16 protein-coding genes are annotated in these 20,127 nt (G+C 56.0%); 13 read left to right on the top strand and 3 right to left on the bottom strand.

Annotated features, from left to right (window positions below; translation table 11 throughout):
- The first annotated feature begins 2 nt into the window (after positions 1-2).
- Together DYE26_RS25480 and DYE26_RS25485 are read left to right on the top strand one after the other, a co-directional pair.
- Complete coding sequence (locus tag DYE26_RS25480; protein ID WP_036627361.1) at positions 3-2,429, top strand: glycoside hydrolase family 88/105 protein; 2,427 nt, start codon at positions 3-5, stop codon at positions 2,427-2,429.
- 10 nt (positions 2,430-2,439) lie between these two features.
- The gene (locus DYE26_RS25485; protein ID WP_051985816.1) at positions 2,440-3,126 is read left to right on the top strand and encodes a DUF1961 family protein; all 687 of its coding nucleotides are present in this window, start codon (positions 2,440-2,442) and stop codon (positions 3,124-3,126) included.
- 24 nt (positions 3,127-3,150) lie between these two features.
- Here the strand turns inward: DYE26_RS25485 and DYE26_RS25490 are convergent, their stop codons facing one another.
- Positions 3,151-4,353, bottom strand: coding sequence for an MFS transporter (locus tag DYE26_RS25490; RefSeq protein WP_036619011.1), 1,203 nt, complete (start codon positions 4,351-4,353; stop codon positions 3,151-3,153).
- 258 nt (positions 4,354-4,611) lie between these two features.
- On the opposite strand from DYE26_RS25490, the gene DYE26_RS25495 reads away from it, so the two are divergent.
- The 6 genes from DYE26_RS25495 (at position 4,612) to DYE26_RS25520 (ending at position 9,877) form a co-directional block, all read left to right on the top strand.
- Positions 4,612-6,081, top strand: a complete 1,470-nt coding sequence (locus tag DYE26_RS25495) for an FAD-dependent oxidoreductase (RefSeq protein ID WP_036619014.1) — start codon at positions 4,612-4,614, stop codon at positions 6,079-6,081.
- Between the two features lie 74 nt (positions 6,082-6,155).
- Entirely contained in the window at positions 6,156-6,548 is a 393-nt protein-coding gene (locus DYE26_RS25500; RefSeq protein WP_036619018.1) for a hypothetical protein, read from the top strand.
- Between the two features lie 435 nt (positions 6,549-6,983).
- The gene (locus tag DYE26_RS25505) at positions 6,984-7,442 is read left to right on the top strand and encodes a MarR family winged helix-turn-helix transcriptional regulator (protein ID WP_036619021.1); all 459 of its coding nucleotides are present in this window, start codon (positions 6,984-6,986) and stop codon (positions 7,440-7,442) included.
- Positions 7,443-7,644: 202 nt separating this feature from the next.
- Positions 7,645-8,277 (top strand): nitroreductase family protein, encoded by a 633-nt coding sequence (locus DYE26_RS25510; RefSeq protein WP_036619024.1) that lies wholly within the window; start codon positions 7,645-7,647, stop codon positions 8,275-8,277.
- 35 nt (positions 8,278-8,312) lie between these two features.
- A complete protein-coding gene (locus tag DYE26_RS25515) occupies positions 8,313-9,263 on the top strand; it encodes a ring-cleaving dioxygenase (protein ID WP_036619029.1) in 951 nt (316 codons plus the stop codon).
- Positions 9,260-9,877: an alpha/beta hydrolase gene (locus DYE26_RS25520; RefSeq protein WP_036619033.1), complete on the top strand. Its 618-nt coding sequence runs from the start codon at positions 9,260-9,262 to the stop codon at positions 9,875-9,877. Before DYE26_RS25515 ends, DYE26_RS25520 begins: the two co-directional genes overlap by 4 nt.
- Positions 9,878-10,409: 532 nt before the next feature.
- Here DYE26_RS25520 and DYE26_RS25525 read toward each other — a convergent pair.
- Together DYE26_RS25525 and DYE26_RS25530 are read right to left on the bottom strand one after the other, a co-directional pair.
- Entirely contained in the window at positions 10,410-11,471 is a 1,062-nt protein-coding gene (locus tag DYE26_RS25525) for a DUF4179 domain-containing protein (protein ID WP_164815227.1), read from the bottom strand.
- 70 nt (positions 11,472-11,541) lie between these two features.
- Positions 11,542-12,144, bottom strand: a complete 603-nt coding sequence (locus tag DYE26_RS25530; RefSeq protein ID WP_051985203.1) for an RNA polymerase sigma factor — start codon at positions 12,142-12,144, stop codon at positions 11,542-11,544.
- Between the two features lie 241 nt (positions 12,145-12,385).
- Here DYE26_RS25530 and DYE26_RS25535 point away from each other — a divergent pair, with 241 nt between their 5' ends.
- The 5 genes from DYE26_RS25535 (at position 12,386) to DYE26_RS25555 (ending at position 20,127) form a co-directional block, all read left to right on the top strand.
- Positions 12,386-13,927, top strand: a complete 1,542-nt coding sequence (locus DYE26_RS25535) for a response regulator transcription factor (RefSeq protein ID WP_036619037.1) — start codon at positions 12,386-12,388, stop codon at positions 13,925-13,927.
- Positions 13,928-13,945: 18 nt separating this feature from the next.
- Positions 13,946-15,757: a sensor histidine kinase gene (locus DYE26_RS25540; protein ID WP_036619039.1), complete on the top strand. Its 1,812-nt coding sequence runs from the start codon at positions 13,946-13,948 to the stop codon at positions 15,755-15,757.
- 2 nt (positions 15,758-15,759) lie between these two features.
- Positions 15,760-17,331: a response regulator gene (locus DYE26_RS25545; RefSeq protein WP_036619041.1), complete on the top strand. Its 1,572-nt coding sequence runs from the start codon at positions 15,760-15,762 to the stop codon at positions 17,329-17,331.
- 129 nt (positions 17,332-17,460) lie between these two features.
- Positions 17,461-19,146: an extracellular solute-binding protein gene (locus tag DYE26_RS25550; protein ID WP_036619043.1), complete on the top strand. Its 1,686-nt coding sequence runs from the start codon at positions 17,461-17,463 to the stop codon at positions 19,144-19,146.
- Between the two features lie 18 nt (positions 19,147-19,164).
- Positions 19,165-20,127 (top strand): ABC transporter permease, encoded by a 963-nt coding sequence (locus tag DYE26_RS25555; protein ID WP_036619045.1) that lies wholly within the window; start codon positions 19,165-19,167, stop codon positions 20,125-20,127.

The following is a 20,127-nucleotide window of genomic DNA, read 5'->3' on the forward strand; positions in this document are numbered from 1 at the left end:
TGGTGCCGCCTTATTTTCATGAGTATGATGCGATAGCGCGGGTTGCGGCGGGCCGGGTGGAGCCGGTGCTGTCCGCCGTGGCCGGCAGGTTTGTTGGAGCGAACCCGCCGCAGCTCCCGGTGTACCGTGTGCACTCGCGGCGCGGGTTCAAGCGGTTGGCGGACTGCCGTTACGATATGGATTTGGCCCGGCGATGGCCCGATTTGACGCCTGGACAATTTGTATACGTGTGGGGCATGCTGTGGTGCGAGCAGGAAGGGGAGACGCCCTTTTCCGTCAGCTGTTACAGCCCGGTCAAAGTTTATGTCAACGGCGCGCTTGCCTTTCAATCAAATTTAAATGATGACGTGTTTCCCGACCGGAAAGCCTTCTTCCGCGCAAAGACGGGGAAAGGGCGGAACGACATCGTGCTGGAATTCACGGCGGCCGGCACCGGCTGCGGCGGCGTGTTCGGTACAGGCAGCGTGAAAGGAGCGCCCTTGCATTTTTTGAATCCGACGCCGGAGGGGCGCGGTTGCGAAGGGTGGGTGTACAGCGGGCCGCAAGCGAACCGTTGGGATCGGCTGCCGGGAGCGGTTGAAGGCGAAAGGTGGGGCGGTAGCCGCGGCAGCGGGAAGCGAGAGGACGCTGAGAACGTTGGGAACGCTGAGAACGCCAAGAATCACGAAAACTGCCAGAACCTTGTTGGCATGAACCAGGGCTGTATCTATGGCGCGTGGCATCCGCAGGACCGATGGTCGCCGCAGGAGCTGGAAGCGGGCTGCTTCGCCCGCCTGTTTGGTTCGGAAGCAAAGCCCGGCGACAAAGTGTTTGCATGGTGCAAGCTGGAGACGCGAAAGTTTCCGGCGGCGGACGTGCGGATCGCCGGCCATTATGAGGGCGCCGCAACCGTGTATATCGACGGCCGCCCGGTTTTCCGCGGCATGGAGGAACGGGGCCGCTTCGGGATCGTTTTGCGCGGCGTCGATTACGGTATACATGACCTGGTGGTGGAATCGGTTTGCGAAGGAGGCGGCAACTGGGGGTTCGGGATAGACGAGGTGCGGGAACTGGAGCAGGGCGATACGGGGGAGGCCTCCGGGGAGGGCGCAGGCGCAATCGCCACGGCCCAAGCTACCGAGTATCGGCGGGCCCCGAAGGCAACGCCGGCTTTTGCACGCCGGAATCGCGTCCGTCTGCTGAGGCCCTATCCGGTGGAAGGGATGACGGAAACCTGGCTGTATGCCGGTCCTTTTTCCGGGGAAAACGCCCCGCAGGCGGCCGCGGCGACCGTTATGGATACCTTGCTGGGCCGCGGGGAAGAAGCAACGTTTTGGCGGATTGACCGGCCGGATTGCTGGATTAGGCCTTTTACGGAAAGCCCGTTGTACGGCCGATGGAATTATCCGCTCGGGGTGACGCTTTACGGTCTGCTGAAAACGGGGCGCGTCCTGAAGTTCCCGCATTTTACCCAATACGCGGCCGAGCATATCGAACAGTGCAGTAAACTGCACGAGTACGCGCTTTGGGACCGGGACCGCTACGGTGCTCCCGGCATCAACCACCAGCTGGCGATGATCGATTCGCTGGACGATTGCGGTTCGTTTGGCGCCGCGATGCTGGAGGCGAACAAGCTGCGTCCGATCCGGGGAGCCGCCGAGGCAGCGGCGCATATTGCCCGTTACATTAGTCATGTGCAGGATCGCCTGTCGGACGGGACGCTGTACCGGGCCCGGGGGACGACCGACTTTATGAAAGACACCCTTTGGTGCGACGATCTGTACATGAGCACGCCATTTTTAAGTAAGTATTACGAATTGACGGGAGAAGAAGCCTGCCTGGAGGATGCGGCCGCACAATTTTTGCGCTACAAGGAAAGGCTGTTTATGCCCGAACTCCAAATTATGCACCATGTCTACGATATGAAGTTTGGCCGGCCGAACGGGGTGGCTTGGGGAAGAGGGAACGGCTGGGTCGTTTTTTCGCTGGCGGAACTGCTGTCGGCCATGCCCGAGCGGCATGCGCTTCACCCCGAACTGCTGGCGTTCTATCGGGAGCTTTGCCAAGGATATTTGCGGCTGCAAGGTAAAAACGGGCTCTGGCATCAAGTGCTGACCGAGCCGGACTCGTATGAGGAGGCGTCCTGCACCTCGATGTTCATTTACGCGTTTGCCCGGGGCGTCCGCCGCGGCTGGCTGGAGGAGACGGAAGCCTACCTGGAGTCGGCCCTGCGGGGCTGGCGGGGGTTGACCGAGAGCTGCATCGACAAGGACGGCAACGTCTACGGTGTATGCCGCGGGTCCGGGTATTCTTTTAACAAATACTACTACAAGGATGAATTAACGTGGCGGTTGAACGATACTCACGGAATCGGCATCGTGCTGCTGGCGGGGATTGAGGCCCTTCAGCTGCTGGGCGGAAGGGAGGTTGCCGGTTTTGGCGAATGTTGATCCTCCTATGATGGAGAGCGGCCCGTTCATCCCCGAAGGTTGGCGTTTATTGTACAGCAATCCGCTGCAGTCTTCGCAGGATACGGCGGGATTTAGGATGGAAGGGGACGGGGCCGCGACTTTTCCCCTTGGACGGCTGCGCCTGGAGAGCAAGCGGAGTGCGGAGGAGGGGCAAAAAGCCAACCTGGTGTACTGGTGCCCGGAGGAGTTTCCCGCGGATATGGCGGTGTCCTGGCGGTTCCGGCCGATCCGGGAGCCAGGGCTCGCGATTTTGTTTTTTAGCGCTAGGGGGTCGGAGGGAAGGGATTTGTTCGATCCGGCGCTGCCGCCGCGCACAGGCGAATACGACCAGTACCACCATGGGGCGATGGATGCCTTTCATGTTTCTTATTTTCGCCGCATGTGGGCCGAGGAGCGCAGCTTTCATACCTGCAATTTGCGCAAAAGCTACGGCTTCCATCTGGTCGCGCAGGGCGCCGACCCGCTGCCCGGTGTTGCCGACGCCGCCGATAGCTACCGGATGCTGATCGTCAAAAAAGGCCCGTCCATCACGTTTGCGATCAATGAAATGATCATGTTTTCGTGGCTGGATGACGGGCTTTCTTACGGTCCGCTGCTGGCCGGCGGCAAAATCGGCTTCCGCCAGATGGCCCCGCTGATCGCGGAATATGCGGATTTGGCGGTGTATGGGCCTTGATTTAGGCGCTGACGCAGGCCGCGGTCATTCCGTTCCTTGCTTCCGCTCCTGCGCGTAGCTGACGGCGCCGATCACCAGCGCGAGGACCACGATCAGCGAGCCGACCCAAGGCAGCGACGTCAGGCCGATATGGGTAATGACCAGGCCGCCGATGAAGGCGCCCATCGCGTTGCCGAAGTTGCCGGCCGCGTGGCTGGAGGTGGAGGCCAGCGCCGGAGCCGCTTTGGCCAGGTTCATGATCCGCACCTGCATCCCCGGCATAACGCCGAACGAGGCCATGCCCCATAGGAAAATCGTAATGACGGCCAAAGCAGGGCTGTGAACGGTGAAGGTGAAAATGCCCAAAATGACCGCTACGGCCAAAAACAGACCAAGCAAGGACAGCATCAGCTTCCAGTCGGCGAGCTTGCCGCCGATCATGTTGCCGAGCGTGACGCCGCAGCCGAAAATAACGAGAATCCAGGTCACGTTATGCTCGGCAAAGCCGGTGATGTCCTGAAGCAGAGGTGCGATATAGGTGAAAACGGCGAACAAGCTCGTATTTCCCAGCGCCGCGATCAGCAGAAACAGCAGCAGCTTGGGGCGGAGCAGCGCGCGGATCTGCCGGCCCACGCCGCTCGGCTCCTCCTGGCGGAGGCGCGGAATGAAGCGGAGGATGCCGCCGAGGGCGATCAAGCCCATCAGGGCAATGGCGCCGAAGGAAGCGCGCCAGCCGAGCTGCTGGCCGACAAACGTGCCGAGCGGAACCCCGACGATGTTCGAGATGGTCAGCCCGGCCATCATGATCGATACCGCACCGGCGCGTTTCTCCGGCCGGACGAGGCTGGCGGCGATAACGGCGCCAACGCCGAAGAAGGTGCCGTGCGTTAAGGCGGTCAGAATCCGAGCGGCCATAAGCACCTCATAGTTGGGCGCCACGACGGAAATGCCGTTGCCTAGGATGAAGAGAAGCATCAGCAGGCAGAGCAGGCCTTTTTGCGGAATCCGCTGGGTCAGCAGCGTCAAAATCGGTGCGCCGATCGCCACGCCCATAGCGTAAGCGGTAATCAACTGCCCGGCGGTGGAGATGCTGACATCGAGGTCATTCGCCACATTCGGCAGCAGCCCCATAATGACAAATTCGGTCATGCCGATGGCAAACGAGCCGACGGTCAGGGAAAGGAGCGCGACGGGAAACGGTTCTTTTGCGGTGGTGGCTTGTTTATGTATTGCCGGAGATGTATTCATGCTGTACAACCTTTCTGAAGTACAAGTCTTCGAATGGATTCGCTTAAGTCCAGTTTCCTATTATTAGGGGTCGGCGGATGAAGATCAAGCACTTTTTTCTGTAACCGTTTGCGCGAAAAAAGCCTCCAAAACCGCTTAACGGCGGTATTTGGAGGCTTTTTTACGCAGCTTGATGCGCTTTCAAGAGATGTCGTCTGGATATCTATTTTCCGAAGCGATAAAATAGCAGCATATAGGCGAGGGGAGAATTGTCGATTGATGAAAATAAGATTGCCAAAGTACATACGAATCGTTATGGCCATGTTGATCGCTGTCATTATTCTGCAGGGGACAGCCCCTTTGACGGGGGCTTTCACGGCTTCCGCACAAACCGAAACTCCGAAATGCGGGCAGGGCTGCAGCCGTTATGACGTCGTCCTGATCGGCAGCGAAATCGAAGGGGTTTTGCTGGCCAAGGCGGCCCATGATTCGGGATTAAGCGTGCTCATTCTGGATCCGCGCGGCAAACCGGGCGGCGAATTGATCCAGGGGCAGATGCTGGTGCTGGACGAGCCGAACGACAACCGCAAGCGCAGCTTGGTGCAGGGTGAACTGAAGCCGCTGTATGACGGATACAAAGCCGGAAAGATCCGCAAGCTGCCTGCCTTTGAACGGTTTTACGGCCGGTTGATCCAGGGCATCCCGCTGCGCAGCGGCATCGCGATCGAAGGGGTGGGCATCGTCCCCCAAGGCAAGGGGAAATCGCTCAAATCGCTGACGTACCGGGCGAGAGATGGAAAAAGGTATACGGTTGAAGCCGGTTATTTTGTGGAAAACACCGATTTCGCCGTCCTGACCAGCAAGCTTGGAAATAAGCGGATTCCCGGCATGGAGAGCATCTATGGCGGCAAGAAGCCGGATTATATGGCGGCCACCTACATGATTCCGGTCAAAAACGTCAATTGGAACAAGCTGCATCAAGCCGTGTTGGAGGATTATCCGCTTTCGAACGTCCAGGAGAAATACGGTCCCAACACTTATGTGGATTGGCATTTCGCCACGGGGTTCAGCAATCTGACGTTTAAATATAAGCCGCGCGACTCGCATCTCGTGCTCCGGGGACTTAATGCGACATATCAAAAAGACGGCGAGGTGATCATCAACAGCCTGCTGATTTACGACGTGAACCCGGCGGATCCCAAATCGGTAACGTCGGCCGTCAGCCGGGCCAAAGCGGAAGCGCCTGATATCGTCAAATATTTGCGCAAGCATATTCCCGGTTTCGATAAAGCCGAGTTAAACGGGTATCCGGAATATTTGTACATCCGCGACTTCGACCGCTATGAAACGGAATACGTGCTGGATTACCCGGATTTGCAGTCGAGCCGGATGTTTTGGGATAATGTTAGCGTCGGCGGATATCCGATCGATTTGCAGGGCACCCGTGCCATTGCCAAGGGGATCGGCTACGGCAAACCGGACCGGTACGGGATCCCGCTGCGCTCTTTTGAATTGAAGTCTTACGACAACGTGCTGGTGGCCGGGAAAAACATCGGGGCCAAGATTAAAGCCTACGGCAGCGCCAGAGTCATTCCGACCACCGGTTTGGCCGGGGAAACGATCGGCATCATTCTCGGGCATGAATGGAAACAGAAGCATAAGCGATTGAATCAGCTGACGCCGGCCGATTTTGAGCGGATTCACGATTATTTGGCCAAAGATTACGGCATCGTCCTCGCCGGGAAGTAACGGTCATCTTCACGAATATTCCTGCCGATTGGGACATATTTTTGAACAAGCAAAAAATTGACCAAGCGGGAGGCATGGCCGTGGGGATCGCGTATATTAGAATTTCCGTCATTTATTTTGTCGCCGGGGTACTGTTGGGCATGTATATGTCGATGGGGCATGCGCATGAACTGGAGAGCGTGCATGCGCATGTCAATTTGCTGGGGTGGGCTTCGTTTGCGCTGGCGGGGCTGATTTATGTGCTGTTTCCGGAGGCTGGAGAAAGCTTGCTTAGCAAAATCCAATTTTGGACTTATTCGCTCGGCCTGCCGATCATGATGATCAGCCTCGCCTTTCTGGAGCTGGGCTCGGAGCAATTTGAGCCTCTGGCGGCGATCGGCGGAATGTTGGTTGTGCTCGGCGTCGTTCTGTTCGCCGCCAATGTATTGCTGCATGTGCATCCCAAGGCGTCCGGCGGCAAGCAGTGATGAGTATTGCTGCTGGACTCCTTTGGAGATAGCAGGGCAGGGGACAGGACGTGACAGAACATGATAGAACGTGACAGGACAGTTGGATCAAGCGCAAAAGTGCATGCGAATTTTGTCAAAACCTCTCGAAACTAACCGGCGAATTGCAAAAGTGCAGGCCATTCTCACCCTTTTGAGCAAACTTGTCTCTAAGTCCCATTTTCAACTGCACTTTTGCATCTCACCGCTCAAATAACCGGAATTCGGGCTCATTTCAACTGCACTTTTGCATTTCGCGGTAATGCTTCAGCTTCTTTTAAACAGAAAGGCTTGACATCGCCGAGATAATATCTTAATATTAAGACAAATAGATTTAAGAGTCTTAAAAACTTATGAAAATCGCGTATCAATTAAGAAAATGTATCTGCATGAACAAATGTTTGGAGGTGAACCGGCGTGGATAGAGTGCAAAACGAGGCGCTGCACCTGTTGGTCGTATTGTCCCGGGCAAGCCAATGGGTACATGCGCACAGCGACAAATCGATCCGCGAGTACGGGTTGACCCGCACCGAATTCGGCGTGCTGGAGCTGCTGTACCACAAGGGGCGCCAGCCGACCCAGCAGATCGGCAACAAAGTGCTGATGAGCAGCGGCAACATTACGTATACGGTCGACAAGCTGGAGAAGAAAGGGTTTGTGGCCCGCAAAACCTGCAAGGAAGACCGGCGTCTGGTGTATGCGGAAATTACCGAGCGCGGCAAGCAATTTATTGAAGAAGTGTTCCCCCGGCATACGAAACTGATTGAAGAGGTGCTGGGCGGGCTGTCGCCGGAGGAAATGCAAACGGCCGCTAAACTGTTGAAAAAGCTGGGCAAGCATGCTGAAGAGAGCTATAAGGAAGAGGGCTTTAAGTAGGCGAGAATCGATCGATGGGTTTGATGGCAAAGGTGAAGCGATTGGTTTATTGGGGAGGATCGCTGAATCGTTGGATAGGTTCGTTGGATGGGATTTTGGGGCGTCTTTTGGATGACCCCGGCCTGCTGCCTTTCCAATATCTTAATATAGAGATTCTTTAAATGTACGCATTTGACATTTCCAAGGTGAAGGAGGAGCAAGTATGGCTGATCATGATTTTACATCAATACTTAAATCCCGCCGCTCGGCGAATAAATTTATCCCGGGGGTGGAAATGGATAACAAGGAATTGGACGAGATGTTCAACCTCGTTAAATACGCCCCGTCAGCGTTTAATCTGCAGCATGCCCATTATGTGGTGGTGAAAGACCCCGATCTGAAGGAGAAAGTATACGAAGCGGCGGAAAAACAATACAAAGTCCGGACCGCGTCGGCGGTGATCCTGGTGCTGGGCAAACTCGACGCCCACAAGGACGCCGCGGCGATGAACGAAGGGCTGCTTAACCTGGGAGTGCTCAGCAAGCAGGAATACGATCAGCTCGTCTCGTCCACGATCGGTTTCTATGAGAGCCGGGGCGAGCAATTTATGCGGGATGAAGCGATCCGCAGCGCCAGCCTGTCGGCCATGCAGTTTATGCTGATCGCCAAAGACAAGGGCTGGGACACATGCCCGATGATCGGCTTTAACCCGGACGAAATGCGCAAGCTGCTGCAGGTCCCGGACAATTACGTCCCGGCCATGCTCATCGCGATCGGCAAGGAGGATACTTCCAGCTTTCGCCCGCGCGGTTACCGCAAACCGGTTGGAGAGTTTGTCAGCTACGACAAGTTTTGAAATAAGCGTAACCACAAAAAAAGGAGTGACCAGTCATGATTCAACCAACGGCAGGGATTCACCATATTACGGCTTTTGCCTCCGATCCGCAGAAAAATGTCGATTTTTATACAGGTGTACTCGGATTGCGTCTGGTCAAAAGAACAATCAATTTCGATGCGCCGGAAGTCTATCATCTGTATTTTGGCGATGAGGCGGGCAATCCGGGATCGATTATGACCTTTTTCCCGACGGCGGGAGCCCGGCGCGGCCGGGTCGGAGCCGGTCAGGTAGGGGTTACCGTGTACGCCATTCCGGAGGGCGCGATGCCGTTCTGGCGGGAACGGCTGCGGAAATTCGGCATTTCCACGACCGACACGCAACGCTTCGGCGAAACGTATTTGCATTTCCGCGATGGCGACGGGCTGCAAATCGAGCTGGTCGAACGGGCGGCCGGACCGCTAAGCACCTGGTCGTTTGGCGGGGTTCCGGCGGATAAAGCGATCAAAGGCTTTGGCGGCGCGGTGCTGTTCAGCGCGGCTCCCGGCAAAACGGCCGGGCTGCTGGAGCATGTGATGGGCCTGAAAAAGCTGGGCGAAGACGAATTTTACGCCCGCTTTAAAGCGGAGGGAGACCTGGGCGACGTCATTGACGTGAACGTTAAGCCGATGGAATACGGCGCGGGCGGCGCCGGCACGGTGCACCACATCGCCTGGCGGGCCCGGGATTTCGCCGAGCATGAAGAGTGGAGAGAGCGGGTCGCCGAGCATGGGTACCGGCCGACGCCGATCGTCGACCGGCAGTATTTTCACGCGCTATATTTCCGGGAGGAGGGCGGCATCCTGTTCGAAGTCGCCACGAACCCGCCGGGCTTCGCGAATGATGAAGATCCGGAGCATTTGGGCGAAAAGCTGATGCTGCCGGCCTGGTACGAGCCGCAACGCGAGGCGATCGAGCAGAACTTAACTCCGATCGAAGTGCGGGTGCTTGAGGAGGATCTGCGATGAAGCATATTTTCAAGCCGGGTACGGGGAGCGGCGAGCGGGCGGCTCCTCCGCTGCTCCTGCTTCACGGCACCGGCGGGACGGAAACGGATTTGCTGCCGCTGGCAGAGCTGATTTCGCCCGCGTCGCCGGTGCTCGGCGTCAGAGGCAACGTGCTGGAAAACGGGATGCCGCGGTTTTTCCGGCGGCTGGCGGCCGGTGTCTTCGACGAGGAAGATCTCGTGCTCCGCACGCGGGAGCTCAACGACTTCCTGGACGAAGCGTCGGAGCAATACGGGTTTGACCGCCGCGCCCTGGTCGCGGTCGGTTACTCGAACGGGGCGAACATTGCGGCCAGCCTGTTGTTTCATTATCCGCAGGCGCTCGGAGGGGCGATTTTGCACCACCCGATGGTGCCGCGCCGCGGCGTCGAGCTGCCGGACATGGCCGGGCTGCAGGTCTTTATCGGGGCGGGGCGCTACGACGCCATGTCCCCGGCGCGGGAAACCGAGGAACTGGAGCGGCTATTAAGCGGGGCTGGGGCCGACGTGCACGTGCATTGGGAACCGTACGGCCATCAGCTGACGCCAACCGAAGTGGATGCCGCAGCCGCCTGGTTCCGGCAAAACTTTTCGTAATTGATATCAATTTGATCCTCTTCCGTTTTGGGAGAGGATTTCTTATTTCGGGCAAGGAGGGGGCGGGGGGCATGGTTATGATTGTGGATGCTGCCCGGAACCGCAGCAATAGCGGTAAATAAGGGTGTTATTTTCGGCGAAAAAGGTGGGTCAGGGAAAGTAGGGGAATTTTTTACCGCTAATTGTGAGCGATGAGCTGACAAAGGCGCTTTTACCATGCTTGGCAGAAGAATAGGAACAAAAAGTTCCGCTAATTCGCGAGTGAAGGGTGAAGCTTAAGAAATAGGTACACAAATTACCGTTATTTCCGTACGCCGATAAATTTTCGTGCGCAGACAAATTTCCGTGCGCTGGCGAGCCTCAGTGTCATAGCGGGCCCCACCATCGGAGGAGCCGCGATTGAGGCCGGATACACCCTTACATCACCTATGGGTTGACTTTACTCTTGCCGACAAAGAAGCTTCGTCCCAAAAATGCAAAGGCCCGGCGCCTGTGTAAGGGCCGAGCCTTTGCTAATTTTAGAGATTTGCCGCTATTTTACATCCACCTGGAATTCCAGCTCGCTGAGGTATTTCTTTTCGTGGAATTTGCCGGAAGATTTGTCTTGGTTCAGCACATAAGGCTTGATCGTAATCGATTTCGGCGTCTCTTTAAACGGCGTGAAATTGTAGTCGATCACATATTGCCCGTCAATAAAGTTCATATGGTCCGTAAGTTTCTCCAGCAGGTTGTTGTTCTCATCGCGGATATCGAATCCAAACTGATATTTGCCGGCGTACAGATCTTCAGCCGGAAGTTTGTACTCTTCCCCGAGGCTGGCTAGTTCCCCGCTGCCGGTCATGGTCAAACGCGTCGTGATCGGCGTCAATTCCAGCTTGTCCAGAGCAAAGCGGAATCCGTCATACGATTTAACCATTTCCGGCTTCAAAACGACGTTTTCGGTGTTTTTCTTCACCGGGAACGTCAACACATAAGGCTGATCAGAACCGGTTAAGGTCGCTTCAAGCTTCAATTCGAAGGAATCGCCCAGCGGTTCAGGCCGTCTCACCAGATCCGGATCAGCATTAGGCAGGGTGATAGGAGGGGTGTCGTTAAATTCCAGAATGGCCGTATCCCGGGTATCTCCGTCCGTCAAAGTATAACCTCCCGGATAGTACCGCTCGCCGTTAATGGACATACTGATGTCTTTAAGGACCCCTTTGCCGCTGTTGTCGGTGTCACCGTTGTCCATGCGCTCGCCAAGCAGTTTGGCGTCCGCTTGACCGTCTCTTTTTAGGGCAATGGAGATGCGGGTTCCATCATAAACATATCCGGTGCTTTCCAGGGTCATATCGTTATGGCTGTCTTTAGCTTGGACGGGCTGGTACAATCCGTTGGCCACGCTTGCCTGCAGCCCGGTATCCCCGTACTGCTGAAAGATGTTGCCGATGAGCGGAACCTGGCTCAGCGCGCTGGCCATGACCGGGGATACGAACCCGCTGCCGATGATCCCAAAACCTAAAGCCGCGGCTATCCCCGAGACCGCCACCGTTCTTTTCATCCGGTTGCTTTTACTGCGGCTGCGACGATTCAACTCTGCATTTGTATGGTTCATTTGTTCAACAATCCTTTCACCCAAGTTTAATTCCGGAACTTCCGTATTTTGAATCATATATTCCAGGTTGTCAGTAACCTGCTTTGCTGGATCGGATATTGGCTTCAATTTTTTGGCCTCCCTTATTCCGTTTGTATTGGACTAGTTTGTTGCGGATGCGCTCATATTGTTTCCGTAATGTGGCCGGCTTGCGGTCCATAATCTGCCCAATCTCCTCGAAAGTGTACTGCTCCACCGCTTTTAACAGCACAAGATTCCGTTCGCTGGGGGTCAGCGGATCCAGCAATTCCATGACGGCGGATTCCTGTTCGGAGTAGGTGAATAATTTAGCTTCGTTCTGGTATCTGTCCGCAATTCGTTGGTACCGTTTTTTCTTTTTCAGCACATCCATGCTGTGATTGTAGGCGATTCTGTACAGCCATGCCGAAAATGGGGAGTCCCCGCGGTAATCGCCTATATTTCGATAGGCCCGGATAAAAATGTCCTGAAGCGCATCCTTGGTTTCCTCACGATCTCTAATCAGGTAGTAACAATAGGTATACAGCTCTTTTTCGAAATGGCGGGTGATCTCGATAAATGCCTCCTGAGAGCCTGTTTGCGCCTGGCGAGCCCATTCGTCAACCATAGCTCTTCGCTCAGCCCGGTTTATCGAAGTCGCTGTTTTGCTATCCAATTCATCACCTCCCTGTGTTTTAACTTCGCTTATACGACTACCGTTTCTTAACGATTTGTGACATGAAATATAAAAAAATGCAAGCTTATAACCGGAAGGCTGGCGGCCATTGTGGGATTTTTTGGTTTCCACCTTCCGGGAGTTATGCTAAATTATTTCATGAACACGCTTACAAGTTTGGCTGACTCAGCATTGACATAAGAAACAAGAAACGTCCGAAAAGAAGAAGGAGCGATGCGGTATGCTGCAGGTACTGCTTGTGGATGATGAGCCATGGGTACTGGAGGGGCTGCGCACAATGGTGAACTGGGAAAAGCACGGTTTCCGGGTTTGCGGGGAAGCCCACGACGGACCGGAGGCGCTGGCGATGATCGAAGAGCTCCGGCCGGAGCTGGTCTTCACGGACATCCGCATGCCGGCGGTCACGGGGCTCGAATTGATCGAAAGGAGCCGGCAGACGCTGAAAAGGCCGCCCGAATTCGTCATTTTAAGCGGCTATGACGATTTTAATTACGCGCTGACGGCCATGCGCCAACGCGCCGTGGATTATTTGCTTAAACCGATTGACGAAGAGGAAATCGAGGCCCTTCTGGCCAAGCTCGGGCAAAAGATTACGGACGAGTTGGCCGCGGAGCGCAGCCTGCCCCGGAAGCGGTCGCTGTTCGTAAACAATCTGCTCAACCGTTTGATTCAGGGGGAAGGCGATCCGGAACTGCAATCCGAAGCCGCGAGGTCGCTTGGCCTTCCGGGAGAGGCGGAGCTGCGCTGCGCGCTGATCGATACCGGGGCCGATGGGAGTGGCCTAAGCCAGCGGATCGGCGCCTTTTTCGCGCAGGATGCCGGCCGGTTTTTTCAGGACCGGGCCGGGCGGACGGGCGTGATCCTGCGCGCGGAGGACATGACGGATTCCCGTTTGGAGGAGACCGGGCTGGCCGTCAACCGCGAGCTTGCGGAGCGTAAGCAGCGGGTCCTGGTGACGGTCAGCGGCATCGCAAAAGGGATGGGGGCGATTCGGGAGCTATATTTGCAGGCGCTCGATCTGAACAGAGCAAAACGCAGCCAGGGGAAAACGGGGCTGTTTTTTCATAACGGCCCAGCCTCGGCGACTTGGCAAGATGCCGCCTATAAGGGCTGGTTCCGCCGTTTGCCCGAGCTGGTGGAAGCCGGCGCGCCGGAGATGATTGATTCCGCGATCGAGGAGGCGTTCGCGGCGCTAACCTGCGGTCAGGCGGACATCGAAGCGTTGCAAGCGGACGCCGCGAATCTGGAGCTCACCCTTTGCCGGCAAATGGCCGGATTCCACGGCGATCCCGACGGTTTCATGAAACGTATGCAGGCGGAATACGGAAGCCTCGGCGGCATAGCCGACTACGCGGCGTTGAAGCGGTATGTGCGCCGGCTGTGCCTGGAAGCGGCGGCTCAGATCGGCGAACTCAAGCGGCGGAGCGAGGGCAATACGATTTTTCAAGTGATCCGGTATGTGGACGGGGCGTACAGAAGCAAGCTGAAGCTGCAGATTTTGGCGCAAAAGTTCCATATGAACCCGGCCTATTTGGGCCAATTATTCAAAAAGGAGACGGGCAAACCGTTCAACGAATATTTGAACATGAAGCGGATCGAAGAGGCCAAACGGCTGCTGAAGCGGACTCCGATGAAAATTTCCGAGATCGCCCTGCAGGTCGGATATCCGAATACGGACTATTTTCTCAGCAAGTTCAAGCAGGCGACCGGGGTGCTGCCTTCGGTTTACAAGCAGGAGCCCGATCGCGAGCGGGCGGATTAATTGGGGGACGGTGCGCGCATGGCAAGATTGAAATTTCGGGGAAAAGTGAACGATATTCCGCTCAACTACAAGTTTTTGCTGATTTATCTGGTTGGCGTGCTGGTGCCGATTTTGGTCATCATTTTGCTGTTTATGACCCGGATGTCCGATTTCATCATGGAGCGGGAGGAGCAGAACCTGGAGATCTCCATGGAGCGGGCCCGAAAAGACATTCACGATTTTATCGACGGAGGCGTCGCCGTCAGCCATGCGCTGAATACGGACAAAGCGCTGTACGAAATGCTCGACCGGGAATACTCCGGCCAACTCGATTTCTATACGACGTTCGACGAGCAGCTGCGCAACCGGGTGACCAGCTACATTCCGGTCAACAACCAGATTTTGCGGATCGGGATTTATACCGCCAATCCGACCATCGTTCCCGGCGGCAATTACCATATCATCGACGAGCAGGTGAAAAACAGCGCCTGGTACCGCCTTTGGCAGATCTCCGGCGATAAGGTCTCCGTCGCAGCGTACCGGGCGGCCCAGGCCAGCAATTGGGCGAACACCGAGCCGTATTTGAGCGTCATCGAACGCATGGATTCCTATGATTCCTACGACGAATACGATAAGCTGTTGCGGATCGACATTGACCTCAGCAAAATTTATGACGTCATCAAGCGGGAGCAGGATTATCTGGACTTGTATCTGGTCAACGGGGAGGACGAAGTCATCATGTCCGCGGCCAGCGGCTACCAAAGCGGAGGCGCAAACGGTTACGCCAAGTTTGCATGGACGGAGGAGATGCGGGAAAAAGGCGTCAAAACCGTGGCCATCGGAAGCGCGCGCTATGTCAAAGGCTGGCGGCTGATCGGCATTCCGCAGGGAGTCCGGGTCACGAACGCGATGCTCGACATGCGGATTTTTGTCGGGATACTGGCTGCTGCTGCGGCCTTTTTTACGGCAGTGTTTATTTACGTCATGCTCCGGTCCTATCATTACCGGGTTAAGCGGCTGGCGCGGCATATGCAGAAGGTCAGCAACGAGAAGTTCGATCTCATCCGGATCGATGAGGGGCGCGACGAAATCGGCGGGCTGATCCGCCATTTCAACCGCATGACGGCGCGGATCAATACGCTGATCAACGATGTCTACAAGCTGGAAATCCAAAAGAAAAGCCTGGAGATGGAACGGGTGCGCGCGGAGCTGAATTTTTTGCAAAGTCAGATGAACCCGCATTTTCTGTTCAACACGCTCAACGCGATCCTGGTCGTCTGCACGAAAAACAATTATTCGGACGTAACGGACATCATCAAGAGCTTGTCCAAGCTGCTGCGGCGGCTGCTCAGCTGGAAGGAAGACCTGGTGACGCTGCAGGAAGAAATGATGTTTATCGACATGTATCTGAAAATCGAGAAATTCCGCTTCCGGGATAAATTCGAATACCGGTTCGACCTTGCGGAGGAGGCGCTGCACTACAAGATTCCGAAAATGAGCATCCAGCCGCTTGTCGAAAATGCCTGTAAGCATGGGATTCAAGCCGTGCAAGGGCTCGGATTGGTTCAGATTAAGGCGTACGTGGGCGACGGCAGGCTCCGCATCGTCATTTCCGACAACGGCAAGGGCATCGAGCCCGGGCAGCTGCGGGAAATGCTGGTGGCCGTGCGCAGCGAGAACGCCTCCGGGAGCAGCATCGGCATCCGCAACGTTTACCGCCGGTTCGAGCTTTATTATCGCGATCAGGTTCGTTTTGACATCAGCAGCAAACTCCACCAGGGAACGGAGGTCTCCTTCGCAATCCCGATCAAGCTGTTGGAGCATCAAGAAGAATTGGACAGGGAGGCGTGAACATGGCTTTTAAAGTGCTGTTGATCGACGACGAGCCGGGTGCGATCGAAGGAATGCAGCTGTGGATCGACTGGCGCGGGCTTGGCTTCGACGTTTGCGGAACGTGCGCCAATGGTGCGGAGGGGCTTGAAATGATCGAAAAGCTGCAGCCGGATCTCGTCGTGACGGACGTGCGGATGCCGGTGCTTGACGGGCTCGGGATGATCGAGGCGTGGCAGCGGGGCGGCTCCCGCGGGGTGCGGTTCGCCATCGTCAGCGGGTACAGCGACTTTCAATACGCGCAAAAGGCGATGCGGTTCGGGGTTAACCATTACTTTTTGAAACCGATTGATGAAGCAGCGGCCGCCAAGGAATTGGCGGTAATTTACGGGGAGCTTTTGCAGGAACGCGAGCTGCAGCGCATCAGCCGGATCGCGTCCCTGGAGGAGACGGTATCCCGGATCAAGAAGCTGCTTACCGAACCGCCCGGGTTGCCGCCCGAGCCGGAGCCCGATGCCGAGGAGGCTGCGGTGCAGCTTGCCTCGGCCGGGGGGCTTGAAGCTCTCTCCTCCCTTCGGGAGGCCTGGAATTTCTGCCTGATCCGCACCGTGCCGGACAGACGCGCGGAGCTGCGGGAAATCGCGGCTTCGCTGGCCGCCGGGGAGGAAGCGATGGTGCTGGTGGACCTGGACACGGGCGATTTCGGTCTGGTATTCGGCTACGCTCCCGGCCCGGATGGGGAAGACGGGTTTGCCCGGATGCGGGAGCTGGCTCGGCGGTATGCCGGGTTGCCCGCGCTCCTGGCGCTGGGAGCCGGCGCGCCGTCTCTCGGCGGGCTCCATGCCTGCTTCCGCAGCGCCCTTGGGGCGATGCCGCATAATTTTTACGCCCAGGCTTACCCCGCGATCGCCCGGTACCTGCAGGTATGCCTTCGTTCATTTGACTCCCGCTACGATCAGGCGGAGTGGATTGACCGCGTGCTGGAAGCCGTTCAGCTGCTTGATAAAGCCGGTTTGCGGAAAGCCGGGCAAGAGGCGGCCGTCCGCTTTCGCGAGCGGTACACCGACCCGGATATTGTGATGAAGCTGGCGATCCATCTTTTTTACAATATTGCCGATCAGCTGCGGGAAGCCTTGGGCGACAAGGCTGATCCCCTCATCGGCCGCTGCGGGCCGCCCCGCGCCCAGGAGGCGCTGACGGTGGAGGAGCTCCTGACGGCGCTGGTCTCTTTTGGCGCGGAAAGCATCGATTTGCTGCTCGAGGAAACGACGCGGAGCTCCCGGGGCATCGTTCAGGACATCAACCGCTACATCGGCGAGCATTACCGGGAAGGGCTGACGATCAAAAAGCTGGCCGAAGTTTTTTATCTCCATCCGGTATACCTGGGGCAACTGCTGATGAAGAAAAACGGGGTTCATTTCAACGAGATGATTCATAATCTCCGCATTGAGGAGGCGGCGCGGCTGCTTCGGGAAAACAAACTGAACAACAGCGAGGTGGCGGAACGGGTCGGTTATGCCAACTACGGGCAGTTTCTCAAGCAGTTCGAGAAGCGGCTGGGCCTGTCTCCGAATGAATACAGAGGCAGGAGCTAAAATTTTGAAGGGTAATGCTTTAATTGTGATATAGTTTCGGCCGTGGCAGCGCTTTTACAATAAAGATGGGTTTCTTGTAAGGGCTTCCAAACCTTGACAAGCAACTAAAACTTTACGGAGGTGCTTTACATGGGGGGCAAGTCAAAGTCGGTTCTCCGGCTCGGCATCCTGCTGCTGCTGTCGCTTAGCGTTATTCTGTCGGGGTGCGGCGGAGGCAACAGGACAGAGGGTTCCGGAAGCAATGCCGATAATGGGTCCGGAAATGCCGGGGACAAGGCGGAACCGTTTGAGATCACCGCTTTTATTGGCGAAGCGGGGCAACAGCCGACGCCGGACAACAAGATCTACAAGAAAATCAAAGACGAGCTGGGAGCGACGTTCAAATTCGAGTTCCTGGCGGGCGATATCAATCAGAAGCTGGGCGTGATGATCGCCGGCTCCGATTACCCGGATATCATGACCGGGAACACCAAGCTGACCGCGGCGGGCGCCTACATTCCGCTGGAAGATCTGATCGAAGAGCATGCGCCCAATTTGAAGAAGCATTACGAGAAGTACTGGAACATGATGAAGGACCCGAACGACGGCCATATCTACATTTTGCCGAACTACGGAGCTTTCAACGGCGAAGTCAGCAGCACCTATTACTCGGGGCCGGCCTTCTGGATCCAAAAAGCGGTGCTCAAGGAATTCGGCTATCCGCAGGTGAAAACGCTGGACGAATACTTCGATTTGATCGCCAAATACAAGGAGAAATATCCGACGATCGACGGCAGCCCGACGATCGGCTTTGAAATATTGAACTACGACTGGAAAAACTGGGGGCTGTTCAACGCGCCGCAGCATCTGATCGGGCACCCGAACGACGGCGGCGTCGTGGTGAACGACGGCAAAGCCGAAATTTTCGCCGACAAGGATTATGCGAAACGGTATTATCAAAAGTTGAACGAAGTCAACCAGCTCGGGCTGATCGACAAAGAGACGTTTACGCAAAACTTTGACCAGTATTTGGCCAAAATATCCAGCGGCACCGTGCTTGGGATGTTCGACCAACACTGGAACTTCCAGACCGCGGAGAACGCCCTGATCACGCAGCAGAAGCTGGAAAGAACCTATGTCGGGCTCCCGCTCGTTTACGATTCGAGCACCAGGGATTATTACCGGGACCGTCCGCCGCTCAACCTCAACAACGGTTTCGGCATCAGTGTTAATGCGAAGGAACCGGTCAAGATCATCAAGCTGCTCGACCGTTTGATTCAGGAGGATTGGCAAAAGGTGCTCTCCTGGGGCATCGAAGGCGAGGATTATATCGTCAATGAGGAAGGCCGGTTTGTGAGAACGCAGGAACAGCGCGATAAGACGACCGACGCCACTTGGAAGCTGGCCAACAAAGCGGACACGTTGTTTGGCTTCATGCCGAAAATGGAAGGTTACTACAGCGACGGCAATGCGACCGACGCCGCCGCGCAACCGGAAGAATACCGGGCCGGCCTGAAGGACTACGATAAGGAGTTTCTCGCGGCTTACGGTTATGAGAGCTACGTCGACTTCTTCAGCGATCCGCCGGAAAATCCGATTTATTACCCGGCCTGGTCAGTGGATCTGGTGGAAGGCTCGGAAGCGAAAATCGTCAGTACGAAGCTGAACGACCTGTCGACCAAGCACTTGCCGCAAGCGATTATGGCGAAACCGGGAGAGTTCGACAAGGCCTGGGACGCTTATACGTCCGAAATCCACAAGCTGAACGTGAAAGCTTACGAGGACCGGATCAATGAAGTGCTGAAGTGGAGAATCGATACCTGGACCGTGAAATAAAGCAGGGAGAACAACTTTATGAATGAGACCTTAATGGAACGAAGTACTGTCCGGAAAACAAAAAAGGGCAAGCAGCGCATCACGTGGAACCTCATCAAAAGCCAGCGGCAGTTGATTTACATGTCGGTGCCGCTGCTAGCTTACATTGTTTTGTTCGCATACGTGCCGGTGTGGGGCTGGACGATGGCGTTTCAGGACTACAAGCCGGCGTTGGATTTCAGCGAACAGAAATGGGTTGGGTTCAAGCATTTCAAATTCCTGTTCGAGGACGACAATTTTTTGCGCGTGCTGCGCAACACGTTGGGCATGAGCATCATCAACCTGGTTCTCGGATTTGTTACCGCGATCATTCTGGCGCTGCTGTTGAATGAAATCAAGAAGGTGTTCTGGAAAAGAACCGTGCAAACCATTTCCTACCTTCCGCACTTTTTGTCCTGGATTATCGTGACGGGGATCGTGGCCACTTCTTTGGCTTCCGACGGGATTGTCAACGATTTGCTGATCAAGCTGCATCTGATCGATGAACCGATTCTCTGGCTCAGCGAAGGGAAGTACTTCTGGGGCGTCGTCGGGGCGTCCCATGTTTGGAAGGAAGTCGGCTGGAACACGATCATTTACCTGGCGGCCATGGCCTCGATCGACCCGGCGCTGTATGAAGCCGCAGACATGGACGGAGCAAGCCGCTACCGGAAAATGCTCCACGTAACGCTGCCGGGAATCAAGCCGACAATCGTCATCCTGCTGATTATGTCCATCGGCCATATTTTGGAGGCCGGGTTTGAAGTTCAGTATTTGCTTGGCAACGGGCTGGTCGTCGACTGGGCGGAAACGATCGACATCTTCGTGCTGAAATATGGGATTGCCCAAGGCAACTATTCGTTAGCTACAGCCGGCGGCATCTTTAAAACGGTCGTAAGCGTCATCATGCTGCTCATCGCGAATTGGACCGCGAAGCGGCTCGGGGAAGAGAGGCTGTTATAG

The sequence above is a fragment of the Paenibacillus macerans genome, from assembly GCF_900454495.1.
Lineage (GTDB): Bacteria > Bacillota > Bacilli > Paenibacillales > Paenibacillaceae > Fontibacillus > Fontibacillus macerans.

Coding starts and splice junctions, on each gene's coding strand:
- DYE26_RS25490 (WP_036619011.1), bottom strand. CDS start 4,353: ATGAATACATCTCCGGCAATACATAAACAAGCCACCACCGCAAAAGAA.
- DYE26_RS25495 (WP_036619014.1), top strand. CDS start 4,612: ATGAAAATAAGATTGCCAAAGTACATACGAATCGTTATGGCCATGTTG.
- DYE26_RS25545 (WP_036619041.1), top strand. CDS start 15,760: ATGGCTTTTAAAGTGCTGTTGATCGACGACGAGCCGGGTGCGATCGAA.
- DYE26_RS25525 (WP_164815227.1), bottom strand. CDS start 11,471: ATGAACCATACAAATGCAGAGTTGAATCGTCGCAGCCGCAGTAAAAGC.
- DYE26_RS25500 (WP_036619018.1), top strand. CDS start 6,156: ATGGCCGTGGGGATCGCGTATATTAGAATTTCCGTCATTTATTTTGTC.
- DYE26_RS25510 (WP_036619024.1), top strand. CDS start 7,645: ATGGCTGATCATGATTTTACATCAATACTTAAATCCCGCCGCTCGGCG.
- DYE26_RS25535 (WP_036619037.1), top strand. CDS start 12,386: ATGCTGCAGGTACTGCTTGTGGATGATGAGCCATGGGTACTGGAGGGG.
- DYE26_RS25540 (WP_036619039.1), top strand. CDS start 13,946: ATGGCAAGATTGAAATTTCGGGGAAAAGTGAACGATATTCCGCTCAAC.
- DYE26_RS25550 (WP_036619043.1), top strand. CDS start 17,461: ATGGGGGGCAAGTCAAAGTCGGTTCTCCGGCTCGGCATCCTGCTGCTG.
- DYE26_RS25515 (WP_036619029.1), top strand. CDS start 8,313: ATGATTCAACCAACGGCAGGGATTCACCATATTACGGCTTTTGCCTCC.
- DYE26_RS25520 (WP_036619033.1), top strand. CDS start 9,260: ATGAAGCATATTTTCAAGCCGGGTACGGGGAGCGGCGAGCGGGCGGCT.
- DYE26_RS25555 (WP_036619045.1), top strand. CDS start 19,165: ATGAATGAGACCTTAATGGAACGAAGTACTGTCCGGAAAACAAAAAAG.
- DYE26_RS25485 (WP_051985816.1), top strand. CDS start 2,440: ATGGAGAGCGGCCCGTTCATCCCCGAAGGTTGGCGTTTATTGTACAGC.